Raw genomic sequence first — 19,564 nt, forward strand, 5'->3', positions numbered from 1 at the left:
CCGCGTTAGGGATAGTAGTGTAAATCCTTTTGTAGGAGTTGGATTTTCTGTAATCACTTCTAATCTTCTTCTACAAAAGATTGCAACGAATAGCCCGACCGAGAGATTTACATTAGTTGTGTTTGTATTCTTTTGATTATTCTATGAATAATATAAATGGAAGGCAAGGAGCGAGGAACGACCAAATTTATTATTTTTACTCAAAACCTATACATTATGGAGGAAAATCATTATGATAATCAATTGTTACCAAAGGAAAGTTGGTTTAAACGTAATTGGAAATGGATAGTGCCTATTGACTGTTTGTCGTTTGTGATTTTATTTTTTGGATTGTTAATTGGAGGCGCTTTTTGAGGTTTTAGCAAGTTAACTTCAGATAGTGATGTAACGAAACATGCAATCAATATTATTAATCAAAATCCTGAAGTTCAACAAAAATTGGGGACTGATATAAAAACGGATGGAATGTTTAGTGGAAATATTTTTGTTCCGATAAAAGGTACAAAAGGTTCTGGTACTGCAATTATTGTAGGACAGAAAGAATTTGATAAATGGAATTATGAAAAGATCGCTGTTCAGGTTGATGATACTGGAGAGGTGATCGAAATAAATAGAGTAAAAGAATAAGCTAACGAATTAGGTAGCTTTTTTTTTGTTTTACATTATTGATAAAGATTTAATTGTTTATTCAAAATAATAATTTTACTTTTGATTAACATTTGGTGCGAACTTAACCGTTCGGTAACAGGGAATCAGGTGAAAATCCTGAACAGACCCGCTGCTGTAAGCTCCATATTTTTTTTAGATATATATATCCACTTTTCGTAGAATGGGAAGGATTTCTAAAAAAGGAGTAAGTCAGAAGACCTACCAAAATGATAAATGTTGAATGCTTTCGGGGACTAAAGCGTGAAGTTCAAATTTTGAATAGGTTCGTCCTTTCAATACTTCTTCATACACTCTCGTTAGCAACAATTGATTATTGCTAAATGAGAAATCTAAAAACTATAATTAGTTGTTGCAGCTTGATTTTGCTTTCATGTCGCATTGCCTCTGCGCAAATTATTCATGATAGTATTTTAGAGCTTCAGCAAGTTAATATTTTAAAAAATAATGTAAAAGCCGTTGTTCCTGTTCAGGAATTGAAAGGAGCGGAACTAGAGGCTTTAAATAGCCATTCTGTGGCAGATGCTGTTCGTTTTTTTGCAGGAGTGCAAATTAAAGATTACGGTGGAGTTGGAGGTCTAAAAACTATTGATGTTCGTGGGATGGGATCTCAACATGTTGCAGTTTTTTATGATGGAATTCAACTTGGAAATGCGCAGAATGGAATTGTCGATTTAGGGAAATTTTCTTTAGATGACATGGAAGTGATTTCTTTATATAATGGTCAAAAAAGTAATATTTTTCAATCAGCGAAAGATTATGCTTCAGCTTCTGCTATTTATCTTCAAACCAAAAAACCTGTTTTCATTGGTGATAAAAAAACGAATGCTACACTTCGTTATAAGATAGGTTCGATTCAATTAATCAATCCTTCTATTCGTATTGAACAAAAAATTACCGATAGGTTATCAGCTGTTATGAGTGCTGAATATGTTAAAACGAATGGTGTATATAAATTCCGTTATCAACGCAAAAATTTGGATGGAACAACTGCATACGATACAGTTTTGAAACGTAGAGATGGACAAGTTGATGCAAAACGTTTGGAATTAGGATTTATCGGAAAAGGAAATCAATCGAATTGGAATGTAAAAGGATATTTGTATGATTCGGATCGAGGAATTCCTGCTGCAATTGTTCGTGGTCGATTTGATGGACGTGGACAAACTTTGGTTGATAGAAATTATTTTGTTCAAGGTAAATATGAGAAACGATTCAGAAATTTTCAATCGAAGATAAACGCAAAATTTGCTTACGATTTCACTCATTATACAGATACTGTTTCAGCAGTAAAAACAGAAAATAAGTACACACAACGCGAGTTTTATGTGTCTTGGGCAAATCTTTATTCGATTACAGATAATTGGGATGTGAATGTTGCAACAGATTATCAGTTTAATAATATGGGAGCAGATTTAAAGAATTTTTCTTTTCCTACTCGACATACAAATCTTATTGCGTTCGCGTCTACTTATCGTTTTGGACGTTTGAGTTTACAAGGAAGCTTATTAGGAACTTTTGTAAAAGAATCAGTAGAAATGAACACAAGTGCGCCTGATAAAAATGTATGGACGCCAACAATTATTGCCAATTATCAACCATTCAAATCTCACGATTTTAATGTCAGAGTATTTTACAAACGTATTTTTAGAATGCCAACGTTCAATGATTTGTATTATACTAGTATTGGTTATGCGAATCTTCGACCAGAATATTCTACACAATATAATGTTGGTTTTACTTATTCTAAATCAACTCCAAATTTCTTCAAAAATATTACGTTTCAAGCCGATGCTTTTTACAATGAAGTAACTGATAAAATTGTTGCTGCGCCTTCGGGAAGTTTGTTTCGTTTCACGATGCTCAATTTGGATGAAGTTAGAATAAAAGGGTTGGATGTTAAAATTCGATCAACATTTCAATTAGGAGAAATAGAGGTTTCACCAATGCTTAACTATGGTTTTTTGCAAGCATTAGATTACTCGAATCCGAAGAAAAGTTACTACAAAAATCAAATTCCATATACACCAAAACATAGTGGCTCTTTTGTTTTAGCTGCTTCTTATAAAACGTGGAATTTTAATTACAGTTTTATTTATGTGGGCGAACGTTACAATGTTCATCAAGATAATATTAAAATAAATCGTCTTAATCCTTGGTTTACAAATGATTTAGGGATACATAAAGAGTTTAGGTTGAATCAAAGTCTATTCAAAGTTTCTTTTGAATTAAATAATATTTTGAATCAACAATATGATGTGGTTTTAAACTATCCAATGCCAGGAAGACAATTCAAGCTAATATTAAGCGCAAACTTATGAGAAATTTCAAACAATTATTCGTCTGTTTTTTAACAGCAATTACTTTTTATGCTTGTCAGCAAGACACTTATTTGATCGAGAAAGAGGAAGAAGGTGTAACAGATCCCGAAAAAACAGATGTAGTTGGTTTTTATTTACTAAACGAAGGAAATATGGGAAGTAATATGGCTACGGTAGATTATATGGATTTTACAACAGGAACCTATAATAGAAATATATATGCAACCGTAAATCCTACTATGGTAAAGGAATTGGGAGATGTTGGGAATGATATCAAAATTTATGGAAATAAATTATATGCGGTTATTAACGTATCAAATTTTATCGAAGTAATGGATGCAAGAACAGCCAAACATTTGGGAACAATTCCTTTAGAAAATGGACGTTACATCACGTTTGCAAATGGTAAAGCGTATGCATCTTCGTATGCTGGTCCTTTTACAATCGATCCAAAAGCGCCCTTGGGAAAAGTGGTTGAAATTGATACGATTAATTTATCGGTTACGCGACAAGTGACGGTAGGTTATCAGCCAGAAGAATTAGAAGTTGTTGGGAATAATCTGTATGTAGCAAATTCAGGTGGTTATCGAGTTCCTGAGTATGATAAAACAGTTTCAGTGATTGATTTATCAACATTTAAAGAAACTAAAAAAATTGATGTTGAAGTAAATCTTCATCGTTTAAAAAAAGATGCAGATGGCGATTTATATGTGACTTCTCGTGGCGATTATTACAACGTTCCATCAAATCTATATGTGTTAGATAGTAAAACGCATCAAATCAAAAAGAAATTTGATATTCCTGTTTCTAACTTTACGATTGTTGATGATAAGCTCTATTATTATTCAAACGAATTTAGTTACACAACTTTCGAATACACAAAAACTTATGGTGTAATTGATACCAAAACAGAACAAGTTATTAACAAAACATTGGTCAATGATCCTGTTATTAATGAAATCGAAACGCCTTACGGAATTGCTATTAATCCTCAAACCAAAGATCTTTTTCTAACCGATGTCGGAAATTATGTTTCGATGGGTTACATCTATTGTTTTGATAAAAATGGTGCTTTTAAATGGAAAACTGCTGCCGGAAATATTCCTGCTCATTTTGCTTTTGTCTATAAATAAAATTTACATATGAAATATTCTAAAATCTTACTAACCGCACTAAGTTTTGCTTTAATACAAAGCTGTAGTGATGATGAAAACATTATCGAGACTAATCCTGATAATGCTACTTTACAAGCATCTTATGATGCAGCACGTTTAAAAATTGTTTCAATTGAACCAACTGTTTCTGGTTTCGAAAATGCAACATATACATGGAAACTTGGTAATGAAATTATTGGTAATCAGAAAACCTTAGGTTTTGTTTCTGATAAAGTTGGTGCTTATGATTTAACATTAGAAATTACTTCAGGAGCAACTTCTAAAACAATAAAAACAAAGGTTAATGTTACACAAGAATTATCTACTTACAGTAAATACATTTCTCAAGTTTTTGATTATTTGCCAGCTGTAGGTCAGTTTACCAATAAACTACCTGCATATGTTGATGGCGATACACAAACAGAAATGACAGCTAAAGCAGGAAAAGCTTTAGTTGGAGAAAAATCTACAATGATTACACTTGGTGGTTACGGAGGTTATGTGGTATTTGGTTTTGACCATACAATTTTGAATCAGAAAGATAAACGTGATTTTAAAGTTTTAGGAAATGGATTTGCAGGATCTTCTGAGCCAGGAATTGTGATGGTTGCTTACGATAAAAACAAAAATGGTAAACCAGACGAAGACGAATGGTACGAAATTGCAGGAAGCGAATACTCAAATCCAACTACAATAAAAAATTATACAATTACATATCACAAACCAACAGTTGAAGATTCTAATGCGACTCCTGAATATATAAAATGGGAAGATAACCAAGGAAAATCTGGTTTTAAAGCGAAAAATACGTTTCATAAACAACCATATTATCCAATTTGGTTTGGGCAGAATCAGTTAAAATTCTCAGGTACACTTTTGGCAAGCAATTATACAGAGAAAAATGGTATTTGGACTGGTAAACAATTGGCTTATGGTTATGTTGACAATGCACCAAATAACAGCGAAGATTCAAATATTGATATTGATTGGGCTGTTGATAAAAATGGAAATCCTGTTAAATTATTAGGAATCGATTTTATCAAAGTTTACACAGCAACAAATCAAGAAGCAGGTTGGTTAGGCGAAATCTCAACAGAAGTTGCAGGAGCTTATGATTTGCATTTATAATATAACAAAACTAAATAAAATGAATTTTAATTTTACAAAGAAACTATTCTTTAATTTCTTATTTGCTACATCATCAATCTTTTTATTGACTTCTTGTAATAATGATGACGACAATACTGAATTAGTAGATCAACAAAAATATGAAACTTTAGATTTATCAAAGTTTGATTTAACAAAAGGAACTACTACAGCCGGAGGAAAAATTTGGGAAGGTACTTATACAGAAGACGCTGAATTAACTTCAGGTATTTTCAAGTTTAAACATACAGCTTGGCCAGAGTATTTAACATGGATGGGATTCACGGTTTCTAATAGTAATGACAATTCTGATCAAATAGATAAAGAAGGCGGTTGGTTAGATAATCAATGGGGTACAATGGCAAAAGGTGGTGCAGATGGACAAGGAACACCATTTTTAGTCTCTTTCGCTGATCACAAACCATCTGAGAAAGTTTTGAAATATGGAGAAGAAGTTAAGATTGACAGATTTTCGAGTGTAGTAGAAATTACTGATACAGCTAATAAATACAAAGCAAAAAATGTAAAATTAGCAATAAGCCCTTGGTCTTATTATGGGATTCTGAATGGTGATGCATATGCAAGAAAGTTTGTAAAAGGAGATTATTTCGCGATTCATATTTATGGTGTTTCAGCAAATAAACAATTGACTACAGAAAAACCTGTAACTCATTATTTTGTTGATTTTAGAAATGGAATAAATAATATTTCAACAAATTGGCAAGATGTGGATCTTTCTGCTTTAGGAGAAGTTAAATATTTAATGTTCTTTTTAGAAACTACAGATGTAGGAGATTGGGGAGCAAACACAGCATTATACTTTACAATGGATAAATTAAAAGTAGAAAAAATTCAATAATCTAACATTCTAAATATTTTTCATCCGAGACTGTCATTCATGGATGATGGTTTCGGATTTCTAAAAAAACAATACATGAAAAAATTTTTACTTTCGATTTTTACAATATTAGCAATTCAAACAATTTTTGCACAAACAAAAGAATACACAAACGGTGTTTTTATTTTGAATGAAGATTGGTTTGGTCATACAAATGGATCAATCAATTTTATGAATCCAGATTATTCTATCGATTATAATATTTACAAAACAGCGAATACCAATGAAGAATTAGGTGTTACGCCTCCTTTTGCAACAATTTATGGTGATAATTTTTTCATTGTTTCGAAACAAGAAAATCGTTTAGTTGTAGCTGACTCGAAAACATTACAGAAAAAAGCCAGCTTCGAAACAATTGGTGGAGACGGAAGAAGTTTTGTTGGTGTTGATGCTAAAATAGGATATGTAGGAACTTCAAGTGGACTTTATTTGTTTGATATTGAAAACTTAAAATTAGGATCTTTAATTGAAGGTGCTGATAAATTTGGTGCTTTAGCAAATATTATTCGAACTTCTACTTATGTTTTTGCCGTAACACAAAATGGTGGAATATTAGTAATTGATCCAAAAACACACAAAATCAAGCAAACGATTGCTGGAAGTTTTATTTCTGTAGTTCAATCTAAAGATGGAAATGTTTGGGGAGCATTGGCAAATAAATTAGTCAAAATAAATCCTGTGACTTTAGAAAGGACAGAAATCTCGATTCCAACGAAAACAATTCCGAATACTTGGGGAGCGTGGAATGCAGGAAGTTTTTGTGCATCAACAAAAGAAAATGTGATTTACTTTTTCCCAGGCTCTGGTTGGTCTGTTAGTCCAACAATTGTAAAATATGATGTGGATAAAAATGAGTTCAATGAAAATTTTGCTACAATTCCTGGTCAAGATGAGCAATATAAACAAGTTGTTTATGGAGCTGGTTTACGCGTAGATCCTGTGACAGATGACTTAATTGTAACAACAACAGAAAATGGATATGGAACACATTACCAAAAAAACTGGATCCATAAATTTGATAATAAAGGAAATTTAACGAAAACAATTCCTTTAAATGATTATTATTGGTTCCAATCTTTACCTGTTTTTCCAGATAATGCAACACCAATTATCAATGGTTTAGAGATGACTTATCAAATTAATACAGCAACAACAATTGATTTGAAAGATAAAGTTTCTGATTTAGATAATTTATCAGCAGCGATTGTAAAAGATTTAGAAATCATTGAAAATGATGATGTAGCTGAAATTTCGATTAATGAAAAAGATGAATTAGTCATTAATCCATTAAAAAATGGAACTTCTAAAATTAAACTTTCTTTTAATTCGAATGGAAAAGTTGTTTCACAAAACATCACAATTTCATCAGCTGTTTTAGGAACAAGTGATCTGAATAAACCATCAATTAATGTTTATCCAAATCCTGTTAACAATGTATTGTTTATCGAAACAAATGAAACTTCAAAAGTCGAAATTTTCGCTATTACAGGAACTAAAATGACAGAGAAAACACTTCAAAAAGGAAAAAATCAATTAGATGTTTCTTCTTTACCAAAAGGTGTTTACATCATAAAAGTTAACAATTCTACTTTCAAGGTAATCAAAAAGTAGTGTGTTATTTATTTGTGGAAAAAAGGTTGAGCATTGCTCAACCTTTTGTGTTTTAATAATAACTAATCGTTCGTTTTACAATATATTTTAAATCTCCATTTGTTAAAATAGAAGCTTTTATCCAATTATTTTTCGAATCATATTCATACGAAACTTGATAAGAAGTTAAAACAGTTTGTCCATTCCGGAAGGATTGTTTTTTGAAGTTGACAATTTCATTTTTCGAATCAAAATCAGCTTGATAGGCTAACGTTTTATTGGCATCAAATGATTGTAATTTAGAAATATTTCCATTCTCAAAAAACATTATTTTGCTTGAATTTCCAGCAATTTCTTCCTGAAAAATAGGTGTTTCTTTATCGTAAATATAATACGATTTTCGCCCTTTTTTTCCATCAAAAGAAGTCATTTCATCCAAAACCAATAAACCATTTTTGTTATACGTCAAATTATTTTCACTAATCGTAGAACCTTCCACTTTTGTGGTGATTTTATCCAACTTATTCGAATAATTAAAAATCGTTTCATAACTCGATTTTGACGATTTTCCTTCGATCTTTTCGGTCAAGTTTATCAACCGATTTTTATTGTCATAAACAAAGTTTTTGTCAGATGCAATTCGTTTTGGATCTTCACCATTATTAATAACTATATTCTTCTGTTTATCAATAAAATTTGAGTTATTGTAATCGTAATTAACATAGTTATAAACAGCTAATTTTCCTTGATAATCCAAATAATTTGTTCGTTTTGTTAACAATCCTTTTTGATTAAATTCTAACGAAATTTGATTGTAAAATTCATTCTCCAAAAAAGGTAAAGTTGTGGTATTTCCTTTTGCGTCTGTTGCAGTTGAAGTCACTTTTTCAACCTTTCCTTTCAGATTAAAATCAGCTAAAGTTGTTTTAACTTCATAATCATTTGTCGAAATTTTTTGTGCAAAATTAACTTGTGATGCAGCCAAACAAATTGTCGTTAAAATTATTTTTTTCATGTTTTGTTTAAAATTGATAAGCGATCTTAAAGTTAAGATTTAAATTGAAATCTGTAGAAGAACCTTCTTTTTTATAATGATTTTCTAAACCGCCCATAAAATCATCAAAAATTCGAGTATCAACACTTTCTAAATTTGTAACATTCGAATATTTTACATTTCTATTTTTCACACCCAAACCAACTTTTGGAATAAAAACTAATCCTTTATGAGTTGGAATAAAAATATTGTAATTGATATTCAATCCATATTTTATTCGTTTATAATCTGCTTCGTCATACGAATATAAATACGAAAAATTTTGAGCATCATTTCGGTAATATTCAACATTTTCGAGATGATCGGTGTGATGAATATAGAAAAACTCAGAAGAAATAAGATGTTTTACTCGTCTGTTTTCGCTTAGATTGATAAAAAATTCTGTTCGAATCACAAAAAGTTTATAATCTTCGTTGATTTTATATTTTGGTTTGTGACTAAGAGGAATGCTATGATAACTTCCGTAGCCAATTTCAGAGCCAATTCAATAACGTTCGTTGAGTTTATAAATGTATCCAAACGTCCATCTTGGAGGCGATAATGCTACTGAAAGAACGCTAAAAGTGATTACATTTTTGCGCTCATCGCTTGATTTTTCTTGTGCAGAAATCAATTGTCCAAAACCAATAGCGAACAAAAAAAGTAAAAAATTCTTTTTCATGTAAATATTGTTTAAAAAAAAGAGAATCATTTACTTAAAAGGTTGCGTGAACCAAGATTATTTTGAAGTTAATTATTTCTTCAATTCATACCAAAAACAATCCAAATTCCACATGTCAAAATGAAAAGTTTCAGTGACTTCGAAGCCTATTTTTTCTAAAACATTTCGTGACGCTTTATTTTCTGTTTGCGTTATTGCATTTAGCTTTAGATGAGTCATATTTTCGCGATAATAATCCATACAAGCTTTCGCAGCTTCTGTCGCGTAACCTTTTCCCCACGTTTCTTTACGATAACGATAGCCAAAATCTAAGAAATCAAATCGATTATTCATCGCTTCTTTTTCGGTCATGTATTTAAAACCAGTCCAACCAATCATTTTTCCCGATTCTTTCTCTATAACAGCCAATCGTCCATGTCCAATTTTTTGATATTGAATCAATAAATTTTCGATGATTTCTCAGAAATGTATGCACTTCTGGTTGAGAATCCATCTCATAAAAATCTTGCAAATCATCCATCGTAATTGGACGTATGATTAAACGCTCCGTTTCGAGTGTTGGTAAATATTTCATTGAGTTATAGTTTTGATTAAATATAGTATAAAATATAAAATCCTCGTAATTGCGAGGATTTTATCTATATTCTCAATACTAAAATCTAGTTTCTAAAATCTTTTTTTATCCAACGATATTAATGATTTTTCCAGGAACAATAATGATGTTTTTTGGCGTACGATCACCCAATTGTTTGATGGTACGTTCGTCATTCATTACAATTTCTTGAATTTCATCTTTTGATAATGATAAAGGTAATTCTAACAAGAATTTCATTTTACCATTGAATGAAACTGGATATTCTTTAGCATCTGCAATCAACCATTTTTCTTCGAAAACAGGGAAGTCTGCATGCGCAACTGACGTTTCATGTCCTAATTTTGACCACAATTCTTCTGCAATATGCGGTGCATAAGGAGAAATAATAATTGCTAAAGGCTCTAAAATTGCACGTTTAGTTGTTTTTAATTTTCCTAATTCGTTTACCGCAATCATAAAAGTAGAAACCGATGTATTAAAAGAGAAATTGTTTACATCTTCGTCCACTTTTTTGATGGTTTGGTGCAACACTTTCATTTCTTCTTTTGTAGGTTCTTCCTCATAAACTAAAAATGCTTCATTTTCTCCAGAATGGAATAATCTCCAGAATTTTTTCAAGAAAGAATAAACACCGGATAAACCTTGTGTGTTCCATGGTTTTGTTTGCTCTAATGGTCCTAAGAACATTTCGTACAAACGTAAAGAATCTGCTCCGTATTCTTCGCAAATAGTATCAGGAGAAATAACATTATATTTCGATTTAGACATTTTTTCTACTTCACGTCCTGTGATGTATTTTCCATCTTCTAAGATAAATTCTGCATTTGCATAATTTTCTCTCCAAGCTTTAAATTTATAAGTATCTAATTCATCACCTCCATCTTTTAAGATATTAACATCTACATGGATTGGAGTTGTTTCGTGTTGATCTTTTAAACCTTTCGAAACAAATGTATTTGTACCATTAATACGGTAAGCAAATGCACTCATTCCCAAAATCATTCCTTGGTTAATCAATTTTTTTGCATATTCATCTGTTGGAACTAAACCTTTATCGAATAAGAATTTTTGCCAAAAACGAGAATACAATAAATGTCCTGTTGCATGCTCAGAACCTCCCATGTATAAATCTACATTTTGCCAATAATCTACAGCTTCCTTAGAAACAAATTCATTGTCATTTTTTGCATCCATATAACGTAACCAATACCAAGAAGAACCTGCCCAACCTGGCATTGTATTTAGTTCTATTGGGAAAATAGTTTCGTTATTGATTAAAGTATTATCTACAACTTGATTAGTTGTTGTATCAAAAGCCCATTTTGTTGCACGTCCTAATGGTGGCTCACCTTCAGATGTTGGTAAATATTCGTCCACTTCAGGTAAAATAATTGGTAAAGCTTCTGTAGGAATTGTGTAAGGCATCCCGTCCTTGAAGTAAACAGGAACCGGTTCTCCCCAATATCTTTGACGAGAGAAAACAGCTTCGCGTAAACGGAAGTTTGTTTTTCCTTGTCCAAAACTTTTTTCTTCTAAAGCTTCAATTGCTTTTGCAACTGCTTGTTTATAATCTAATCCGTTTAAGAAATCAGAATCTTGTAATTCGAATCCACCTTTTTCTGTAAAAGCAGCTTCAGAAATATCTTGATCTTTGAAAATATTAATAATTGGTAAATTGAAATGATTTGCAAAAGCAAAATCACGTTCATCACCAGCAGGAACAGCCATTACAGCTCCAGTTCCGTAAGATGCTAACACATAATCACCAATCCAAATCGGAATTTGTTTTCCTGTAAATGGATGAATGGCGTAAGCTCCTGTAAATTCTCCTGTAATATTTTTAGCATCTGCTAAACGATCACGTTCAGAACGTTTTGAAGTATAATCGACATAAGCATCAACTTTTGCTTTGTTTTCTGCAGTTGTAATTTGAGAAACTAAAGGATGTTCTGGTGCTAATGTTACATAAGAAACACCAAAAACAGTATCAGGACGAGTAGTGAAAACTTCAATTTTTTCATCGTTTCCTACAACATCAAAAAAGATTGATGCACCTTGAGATTTACCAATCCAATTTTTTTGAGATTCTTTGATCGGATCTGGCCAATCTAATTTATCCAAACCAATTAATAAACGATCAGCGTAAGCCGTGATACGCATCATCCATTGTGTCATTTTTTTGCGCACAACAGGGAATCCTCCACGCTCAGATAATCCGTTAATTACTTCGTCATTCGCTAAAACAGTTCCTAAATCTGGACACCAGTTTACTTCTGCTTCTGCTAAGAAAGTTAAACGATATTTTAATAAAATTGTTTGTTGTTCTTTTTCAGAATAGGCATTCCATTGATCTGCCGTAAAGATTTCGATATCATCATCTGCCACAGAATTTACACTTACATTACCCTCAGTTTTGAATGTTTCAACTAATTTTGAAATGGATTCAGCTTTATCGGTTGAATTATCGTAATATGAATCAAATAATTGATTGAAAATCCATTGTGTCCATTTATAATATTCAGGTTCCGAAGTTCTGATTTCGCGATCCCAATCGTATCCCAAACCAATTTTTTTCATTTGGTTCTCGTAACCAGCAATCACATTTCCTTGTTTATCAATACCACCTTCGATATTCGTTGTTGTTGTAATCGCAGGATGTTGACCAGTTTGAATCGCATATTGTTCCGCAGGCAAACCAAAAGAATCGTAACCCATTGGGTGTAAAACGTTGAAACCCTTTAATTTTTTGTATCGAGAATAAATATCAGACGCGATGTATCCAAGTGGATGACCTACGTGTAATCCTGCTCCAGAAGGGTAAGGAAACATGTCTAATACGTAAAATTTAGGTTTTTCTGATTGATTTTCAGCTTTGAACGTCTTGTCTTCAATCCAAAATTTTTGCCATTTTGGTTCGATTTCATTCGGATTATATTGCATTATTGGAAGTTATATTAAAATTAAATGTATGCAAATTTACATTTTTTATGTATCTTTTAGAATAGAATGGCGATATTTGTACATTAACAATCAACAACTAAACCTAATCCATGAAAAAAGAATTGATATTATATTGCTATCCTTATTTTTTTTACTGTCCTTATTTTTTCTGTTCGTCATATTGTAAATACGACACGTATTTTTGTGGGGTACGAAGATGGTTTTAATCCTATTAATATCAAATGGAATTTTGATAAAAAGGATTCAACACTTCGTGTCAAAGATCTTATTTATGTCAGAAATGATTATTATTTGATTGATTATAAAGACAAAGCATTCTTAAAAAAAGATACTGTTCTTTATGCAGAACTTTTTGAGGATTCGTTAGCTGTAAAAGGAAATGTATTGAATTTGAAACCTCCTTATTTTTTGTGGAAAGAGGCAAAAAACGACACGTTGAAAGTTTTTAAACAAAACATTACCTTGAAGTTTACGAAGAAGCAAAAATAATATTAAGCTTTTTGTAAATAGAACGAAAAAGTAGAGCCTTTTCCTATTTTACTTGTCACATAAATTTTCTGTTTATGGGCTTCTAAAATATGTTTTACAATTGCCAAACCTAATCCAGATCCACCATTGTTACGATTTCGAGATTTATCAATTCGATAAAAACGTTCGAAAATTCGGTCAATATCTTCTTGTTTTATCCCAACGCCTTGATCTTTTATTGAGATTTGAATTTTATCATCATATTCTTCAAAATCGATGTTAATTTCTGTATTTGGATTAGAATAATTAATAGCGTTTACAATCAAATTGATTAAAACCTGTTGAATTTTCTGAATATCACCTACAACTTTTATCGGTTGATGAATAGGATAATTTAGAGAAATTTTGATGTTATTTTTTTCAGCTTTAATTTCTAATAAATCAATTACATCTTGTACAAGTGCTGTCAAGTTGAAAACTGAAAATTCGATATTGATTCGTCCACGTTCAAGCTCTGCAATCATGTCCAAATCTTTGACCAAATAAATCAATCGATCAACCGATTTATTGATTCGGTTTAAGTATTTATCTCGAATAGATTCATCTTCAACTCCGCCTTCTATCAGTGTTAACAAATAACCTTGTACCGAAAAAAGAGGCGTTTTCAATTCATGCGAAATATTTCCTAAGAAATCTCTTCTGTAATTTTCTCTCTCATTCAAAACATCAATTTCTTTGGATTGATCTTCTGTAATTGTAGAAATTTTTTGAGAAAGTTCTTCAAAATCCATTGTGCTGGATTGAAATTGTGGAATATTTTTCGAGATTTCAGTAAAATCTTTTCTTCGTTGACTTTTTAAAGAAAACCAATAAAATATTGATAATCCAATCAATAAAAGAAGCATTAAACTGATGAAAAATAGTTTTTCTTGGAGAATAAAATCAATATTTCCAAACCATAAAAAAGAGAACAAAACAAATCCTAAAGCCAAGAATAATGTACTGAGAAAGGCAAATAGAAAGATGTTTTGAACTTTGAAAGTTGAAGCCATTACGAGCTTTTAGTCATTTATTTTGTATCCAATTCCTTTGATTGTAGAGAAACGATCGTTCCCAAATTTTTCGCGTAATTTGCGCATATGTACGTCAATTGTACGTCCGCCAACTACAACTTCATTTCCCCAAACTTTCTCCAAAATTTCTTCACGTTTGAAAACACGTTCTGGATTTGAAGCTAATAAAGCAATCAATTCAAATTCTTTTCGAGGTAACAAAAAGTCTTGTCCTTGGTAATTTACTTTATAGGTTTCGCGGTTAATCTCGAAATTATTCAATTTGATGAATTCGTCTTTTGCCGCTTCGTTAGGTTGTTTTAATTTCAATAAAGCATTTAGTTTACTAATTAAAACTTTTGGTTTGATAGGCTTTAAGATGTAATCATTTGCACCAGCATCATAGCCAGCTAATTGAGAAAAATCTTCGGCGCGAGCAGAAAGAAAAACGACCAAAGTATCTTGAAAAGAATCTAATTTTCTCAACTCTGCACACATTTCCATTCCGTCCATTTGTGGCATCATTACATCTAATAGAATCAAATCTGGGCGAAAAATTTTGGCTTGTTTCAAACCTTCTAGTCCGTTTTGAGCTGTTTCTACTTCAAAACCTTCTTTTTTTAAGTTGTAACCAATAAATTCTAAGATATCTGGTTCGTCGTCAACTAATAAAATTTTAATGTTCTTCATAATTGTTTGTAATAACTAAATAAAATTAGTCGATGTAAAATTAAGCTTAAATTTTAGGAGAAATTAGGTAAAAACATTTCTTAACATTCATTTAAAGTTACGATAATTTCATAACAATTACCTAACAAAATCTTTACAATTTCTAAAAATGTTTTTCATTGGATTGCAGCAACTTTGCCATCAAACAAACACGAATTATACAATCGCAATGAAACGCAATTTAACTTTACTTTTATTATTAGGTTCGGCAGCACTTTTTGCACAGACTAATATTAAATTAGAAGGAACTTTATTTGATCAAAAAACAAACCAACCACTTTCTGAAAAAACTTTTGTGGTTGAAGGATTAAATATTCAAGCAAAAACAGACGATAAAGGTCACTACGAAATTTCTGTTCCAGATGATACCTACCAATTAGACATTAAAGTAGACGGTTATCAATCTGTTTCTCAAAATTTATCAGATTCGAATACATTAAATATTTATTTGCAACCAGAAGATTTTAAAGATGGAAAAATTGATTTATCAACTGCTGTTGTAACAGGAGTAAGGAGTAAGGCAGCAGAGTCTAACTTGTTGAATATGCAAAAAAAGTCAACAGAGATTGTAGAACGTGTTGGTGCAGCGCAATTAGAGAAACAAGGTGTAGGAGATATTGCGACAGCGGTAACAAAAGCATCTGGAACTATTCGTCAAGAAGGAACTGGGATTATTTTTGTTCGTGGTTTAGGAGATCGTTTCAATTCAACAACTTTGAACGGATTTGCAATTCCGTCTGATGATCCTGAAAATAAGAATATTGATTTAGGTATTTTCAAAACAAATATGGTCGATTATATTTCACTTGAAAAATCATTCTATCCACGTATGGTTGGAGATTTTGCTGGTGCTAATATTGATATTGTATCCAAAGAATATACTGGTAAACCATATGTAAAAGTTGGTATGAGTACTTCGGTTAATTTGCAAACAATTGATAACAATAATTTCAAATTACAAGATGGACCTAATTTTTATGGATTCAAAAAAATTGAATTACCAACAAAAATAAATCCTGTAAAACAATATGCATTTGATACAAGTTGGGATTTTAAGAAAGGAAAAAATCCGTTTAATACTGGTATCGATTTAGAAGCTGGTGGAAATGTGAAAATTGGTAGAGAAGGACGTTTATCTATTTATGGATATGTAGGATTTGATAACAATTATATTTACAGAGAAGGTCAAGAAAATGTTGTTTCTGCTGTAGGGAGTTATATTAAACAATTGAATGTTGAACGCTCTACTTATTCTACAAATACAAATGGATTATTAAATTTAATTTACCGAGTTAATCCAAATCATAAATTGATGTTTACATCAAATGTGATTCATTCTTCTGATCAAGATTTCCGAATCTTCAATGGATATTTAATGGATACTGCTGAGAATGGTAAAGGATTAATTCATCGTGCAGATAATAAAGTCACAACAGTTTATGCAAATCAATTATTCGGAGAACATAAATTGAATAAAGATTGGAATGTGAATTGGGGAGGGTCAATCAATTATATAAGAAGTGATCGTCCTAATCGTATGCAAAATACAATGTTTTTTAACGAAAGAGTAGATGCATATACATTAACAATCAATTCTCCTGGTGATAACCATCGTTATTTTGATAAATTGACAGGTTACGATTATCAAGGAAAAATAGATGTTTCAAAAAAATGGGATCGTTTGAAAGTAAATGCAGGAGGTTACGGAATATTGAAACACCGAGATTTTAAAGCGAATCAAATTAACTTACGTGCAAAAAGTAGTATTCAAATAGTTGATCCAAATAATCTTGATGCCTTTTTTAATGTAACAAATTTCAATAATGGATTAATTGAATTGTCAACTTTACGTGGTTTAGGAACTTCAAATATATCAAATTTACTTCAACCTCTAAAATATACATCAGAACAAAGAATCTATTCTGGTTATATCAATGCAGAATATGAATTGTCGGATCGATTTTTAATTCAAATTGGTTTAAGAAATGATAATATCAATTTAAAAGTTGATTGGAACACAAATGTGGGACAATTAGTGGGGAATGTTGATAAAGATTACAATAAAATTTTACCAGCGGTTAATATGAAGTATGGTTTAACGGATAATCAAAATTTACGTTTTTCAGCCTCTAAGACTTATACTTTACCATTAGAAAAAGAAATGGCACCTTTTGCTTATGATGATGTTACAAACACAACATATGGTCAACCTAAAATATATCCAACAGATAATTACAATGCAGAATTGAAATGGGAAATGTTTCCTACTAAAGAAGAAGTGTTCTCTATAACTGCTTTTGGTAAATATATTCAGAATCCAATTTCAAGAGTTAACGTAGCTTCTGCCTCTGCAAGTGATTTAACTTATGTAAACACAGGTGATTATGGATATGTGTATGGTGCTGAATTAGAATTTAGAAAAAACCTTTTCAATTTTTCTAATGACTCAAAACTATATACAATCTTAAATGCTGCTGTTTTAGACTCTAAACAACAATTAGATTTTGATAAAGTAAGTAAAGAAACAGGTTTAGCTACTGCTTTTACAAATAAAGAAGAACAAATGATGGGAGCATCTCGTTTTTCTGGAAATGCGAGCCTTGGTTATTCTGCTAATTTAGGAGGTAAAAAGAAACTAGATGCAATGGTAGTCTACGGTTATGTTGGTAAAAATGTTTTTGCTGTAGGTACACAAGAAAGAGGTTCTCAAATACAGAAAGCGGTTAATTTATTAGATGTTAATCTACGATTTAATTTAAGCGATAAAACTTCAATCAATTTATACGGGAAAAATTTATTGAATCCAAATTATACAATTGAACAAGAAAATAAAGGAACAAACTACATTTTAAATAATTATAACAGAGGTATTCAAGTAGGTGTAGGATTCTCACATACTTTATAATCTATTACAAACAACAAAACAAACAACAAAACAAAATACAAATGAAAAAAGCAATTTTTAAAGCAATTTTTTGCGCTACTTTACTTTCGTCGACTGCGTTCGTAACTTCTTGTAGTAACAATGACGATGATGATACAGAAACTCAAGCACAAGAGTTAACTCCAGATAATTTTAAAGGAACAATTAAATCTGGTCAAAATTTAACATTAGATGCATCAAAAACATACTACTTAACAGGTATTGTAACAGTAGAAGAAGGTGCTACACTTACTATTCCTGCTGGTACTAAATTTACTGCAACAGGTGGTACATCTGCTTATATCATTGTTTATAGAGGAGGTAAAATTTATGCAAATGGTACAGCTTCTAATCCAGTTGTTTTTCAAGGAATTAATCATACTCCAGGAGAATGGGGAGGTTTAGTAATTTTGGGTAAAGCAACATCTAATCGTAGTGCATCAGGTGAGTCTACTTCAGAGTTAGGAGAAAAAATATATGGAGGAAAAGAGAATTCGGATAATTCAGGTTCTTTAACATATGTAATCATTAAAGATTCTGGAGCTAAATTCAATGATCAAAAAGAGTTTAATGGACTTTCTTTATTTGGTGTTGGTAGCGGAACTAAAATAGATAATATTTATATTGAAAATGGAGGTGATGATGGAATTGAGTTCTTTGGAGGTTCTGTAAATGCCTCTAATATTATTGTAAATGGAGTTGGAGACGATTCTTTTGACTGGACAGAAGGTTGGTCAGGTACAGGAACTAACTGGTATGCAAAAAGAAGACCAACTGCAATTGGTGGAGAGCCTGGTAATAGAGGAATAGAAGCAGATAATCAAGACACAAATCCAGATGCTACACCAATATCTAATCCAACATTAAAAAATATTACTGTAGTAGGTAGTAAAGATGGTGCAGAATCTCAAGGCGCAAAATTAAGAGCAGGTACTAATGGAAATATTGACAACTTAGTTATTGCAAATTTTGTTACAGGTTTAGATATCGAAACAGATCGATCAGTTAACTGGTTTAATGCTAAAGGTAAGTTAACAAATGTACGTTTCGTAAATGTAGATACTAAATCTAAAGGAAAAAATACTGCAGGAGCTACAGTTGATGTATCTGGAGCATTTACAGAAAATAATGCAGCAACTGGAGCAGGTAATGGTGCAGAAATTCCAACATGGGCTGCTTGGTCAGGAATTAAATAATCCATATAAAGAAAAAACTTTTCTTATAAAAAAGTTCTTCGTGTTTGTAAATCGCTTTTTTGGACTCTCCAAAGAAGCGATTTTCTTCTATTATAACTATTTTATTTTAAGTCATTAAAAATAGTTATTTAGAAAAATTCCACGTAAGCT

Annotated in this window: 16 protein-coding genes, 1 pseudogene and 1 riboswitch; of the genes and pseudogenes, 9 read left to right on the forward strand and 8 right to left on the reverse strand. The window is 31.3% G+C overall.

Features of this window, described 5'->3' with window-relative positions; all coding sequences use genetic code 11:
• Positions 1 to 369: 369 nt before the first annotated feature.
• From B4G36_RS07480 to B4G36_RS07505, 6 genes and pseudogenes are all read left to right on the forward strand, one after another.
• Positions 370 to 627 (forward strand): annotated as a pseudogene (locus B4G36_RS07480) (cytochrome c oxidase assembly factor Coa1 family protein); the annotation flags it as partial.
• A 76-nt stretch (positions 628 to 703) separates the two neighbouring features.
• Positions 704 to 890: riboswitch (cobalamin riboswitch) on the forward strand.
• A 99-nt stretch (positions 891 to 989) separates the two neighbouring features.
• Positions 990 to 2,987 (forward strand): TonB-dependent receptor, encoded by a 1,998-nt coding sequence (locus B4G36_RS07485; protein WP_291063082.1) that lies wholly within the window; start codon positions 990 to 992, stop codon positions 2,985 to 2,987.
• Complete coding sequence (locus B4G36_RS07490; protein ID WP_291063084.1) at positions 2,984 to 4,120, forward strand: YncE family protein; 1,137 nt, start codon at positions 2,984 to 2,986, stop codon at positions 4,118 to 4,120. The genes B4G36_RS07485 and B4G36_RS07490 overlap by 4 nt, the downstream gene beginning before the upstream one ends.
• Before the next feature lie 9 nt (positions 4,121 to 4,129).
• Complete coding sequence (locus tag B4G36_RS07495) at positions 4,130 to 5,269, forward strand: PKD-like domain-containing protein (RefSeq protein WP_291063086.1); 1,140 nt, start codon at positions 4,130 to 4,132, stop codon at positions 5,267 to 5,269.
• A 19-nt stretch (positions 5,270 to 5,288) separates the two neighbouring features.
• Positions 5,289 to 6,146, forward strand: coding sequence for a DUF4465 domain-containing protein (locus tag B4G36_RS07500; protein ID WP_052217978.1), 858 nt, complete (start codon positions 5,289 to 5,291; stop codon positions 6,144 to 6,146).
• A 75-nt stretch (positions 6,147 to 6,221) separates the two neighbouring features.
• Entirely contained in the window at positions 6,222 to 7,796 is a 1,575-nt protein-coding gene (locus B4G36_RS07505; protein WP_291063088.1) for a DUF5074 domain-containing protein, read from the forward strand.
• A gap of 52 nt (positions 7,797 to 7,848) precedes the next feature.
• Here the strand turns inward: B4G36_RS07505 and B4G36_RS07510 are convergent, their stop codons facing one another.
• The 6 genes from B4G36_RS07510 to leuS form a co-directional block, all read right to left on the reverse strand.
• Positions 7,849 to 8,790, reverse strand: coding sequence for a hypothetical protein (locus B4G36_RS07510; protein ID WP_291063090.1), 942 nt, complete (start codon positions 8,788 to 8,790; stop codon positions 7,849 to 7,851).
• A gap of 7 nt (positions 8,791 to 8,797) precedes the next feature.
• Positions 8,798 to 9,223, reverse strand: a complete 426-nt coding sequence (locus tag B4G36_RS07515) for a hypothetical protein (RefSeq protein WP_291063092.1) — start codon at positions 9,221 to 9,223, stop codon at positions 8,798 to 8,800.
• 90 nt (positions 9,224 to 9,313) lie between these two features.
• Complete coding sequence (locus tag B4G36_RS07520; RefSeq protein WP_291063094.1) at positions 9,314 to 9,490, reverse strand: hypothetical protein; 177 nt, start codon at positions 9,488 to 9,490, stop codon at positions 9,314 to 9,316.
• Between the two features lie 72 nt (positions 9,491 to 9,562).
• A complete protein-coding gene (locus B4G36_RS07525) occupies positions 9,563 to 9,868 on the reverse strand; it encodes a GNAT family N-acetyltransferase (protein WP_291063096.1) in 306 nt (101 codons plus the stop codon).
• On the reverse strand, positions 9,846 to 10,064 hold the full coding sequence (locus tag B4G36_RS07530) for a GNAT family N-acetyltransferase (RefSeq protein ID WP_291063098.1): 219 nt from the start codon (positions 10,062 to 10,064) through the stop codon (positions 9,846 to 9,848). The genes B4G36_RS07525 and B4G36_RS07530 overlap by 23 nt, the downstream gene beginning before the upstream one ends.
• Before the next feature lie 105 nt (positions 10,065 to 10,169).
• A complete protein-coding gene (gene leuS / locus B4G36_RS07535; RefSeq protein ID WP_291063101.1) occupies positions 10,170 to 13,025 on the reverse strand; it encodes a leucine--tRNA ligase in 2,856 nt (951 codons plus the stop codon).
• A 204-nt stretch (positions 13,026 to 13,229) separates the two neighbouring features.
• On the opposite strand from leuS, the gene B4G36_RS07540 reads away from it, so the two are divergent.
• Positions 13,230 to 13,535: a hypothetical protein gene (locus tag B4G36_RS07540; RefSeq protein ID WP_291063103.1), complete on the forward strand. Its 306-nt coding sequence runs from the start codon at positions 13,230 to 13,232 to the stop codon at positions 13,533 to 13,535.
• Between the two features lie 2 nt (positions 13,536 to 13,537).
• Here the strand turns inward: B4G36_RS07540 and B4G36_RS07545 are convergent, their stop codons facing one another.
• Together B4G36_RS07545 and B4G36_RS07550 are read right to left on the reverse strand one after the other, a co-directional pair.
• Complete coding sequence (locus tag B4G36_RS07545) at positions 13,538 to 14,566, reverse strand: sensor histidine kinase (protein ID WP_291063105.1); 1,029 nt, start codon at positions 14,564 to 14,566, stop codon at positions 13,538 to 13,540.
• Between the two features lie 9 nt (positions 14,567 to 14,575).
• Positions 14,576 to 15,256: a response regulator transcription factor gene (locus tag B4G36_RS07550; RefSeq protein WP_219034847.1), complete on the reverse strand. Its 681-nt coding sequence runs from the start codon at positions 15,254 to 15,256 to the stop codon at positions 14,576 to 14,578.
• Between the two features lie 208 nt (positions 15,257 to 15,464).
• On the opposite strand from B4G36_RS07550, the gene B4G36_RS07555 reads away from it, so the two are divergent.
• Positions 15,465 to 18,200, forward strand: a complete 2,736-nt coding sequence (locus B4G36_RS07555) for a TonB-dependent receptor domain-containing protein (protein ID WP_291063107.1) — start codon at positions 15,465 to 15,467, stop codon at positions 18,198 to 18,200.
• Between the two features lie 41 nt (positions 18,201 to 18,241).
• Positions 18,242 to 19,414, forward strand: coding sequence for a hypothetical protein (locus tag B4G36_RS07560; RefSeq protein WP_291052262.1), 1,173 nt, complete (start codon positions 18,242 to 18,244; stop codon positions 19,412 to 19,414).
• The last annotated feature ends 150 nt before the right edge of the window (positions 19,415 to 19,564 follow it).

The organism is Empedobacter sp. UBA3239 (assembly GCF_002362875.1).
Lineage (GTDB): Bacteria > Bacteroidota > Bacteroidia > Flavobacteriales > Weeksellaceae > Empedobacter > Empedobacter falsenii_B.

Bases quoted from the DNA above. Each gene is read 5' to 3' on its own strand.
- B4G36_RS07485 (WP_291063082.1), top strand. From the start codon at position 990: ATGAGAAATCTAAAAACTATAATTAGTTGTTGCAGCTTGATTTTGCTT.
- B4G36_RS07490 (WP_291063084.1), top strand. From the start codon at position 2,984: ATGAGAAATTTCAAACAATTATTCGTCTGTTTTTTAACAGCAATTACT.
- B4G36_RS07495 (WP_291063086.1), top strand. From the start codon at position 4,130: ATGAAATATTCTAAAATCTTACTAACCGCACTAAGTTTTGCTTTAATA.
- B4G36_RS07500 (WP_052217978.1), top strand. From the start codon at position 5,289: ATGAATTTTAATTTTACAAAGAAACTATTCTTTAATTTCTTATTTGCT.
- B4G36_RS07505 (WP_291063088.1), top strand. From the start codon at position 6,222: ATGAAAAAATTTTTACTTTCGATTTTTACAATATTAGCAATTCAAACA.
- B4G36_RS07510 (WP_291063090.1), bottom strand. From the start codon at position 8,790: ATGAAAAAAATAATTTTAACGACAATTTGTTTGGCTGCATCACAAGTT.
- B4G36_RS07520 (WP_291063094.1), bottom strand. From the start codon at position 9,490: ATGAAAAAGAATTTTTTACTTTTTTTGTTCGCTATTGGTTTTGGACAA.
- B4G36_RS07525 (WP_291063096.1), bottom strand. From the start codon at position 9,868: ATGATTGGTTGGACTGGTTTTAAATACATGACCGAAAAAGAAGCGATG.
- B4G36_RS07530 (WP_291063098.1), bottom strand. From the start codon at position 10,064: ATGAAATATTTACCAACACTCGAAACGGAGCGTTTAATCATACGTCCA.
- leuS (WP_291063101.1), bottom strand. From the start codon at position 13,025: ATGCAATATAATCCGAATGAAATCGAACCAAAATGGCAAAAATTTTGG.
- B4G36_RS07545 (WP_291063105.1), bottom strand. From the start codon at position 14,566: ATGGCTTCAACTTTCAAAGTTCAAAACATCTTTCTATTTGCCTTTCTC.
- B4G36_RS07550 (WP_219034847.1), bottom strand. From the start codon at position 15,256: ATGAAGAACATTAAAATTTTATTAGTTGACGACGAACCAGATATCTTA.
- B4G36_RS07555 (WP_291063107.1), top strand. From the start codon at position 15,465: ATGAAACGCAATTTAACTTTACTTTTATTATTAGGTTCGGCAGCACTT.
- B4G36_RS07560 (WP_291052262.1), top strand. From the start codon at position 18,242: ATGAAAAAAGCAATTTTTAAAGCAATTTTTTGCGCTACTTTACTTTCG.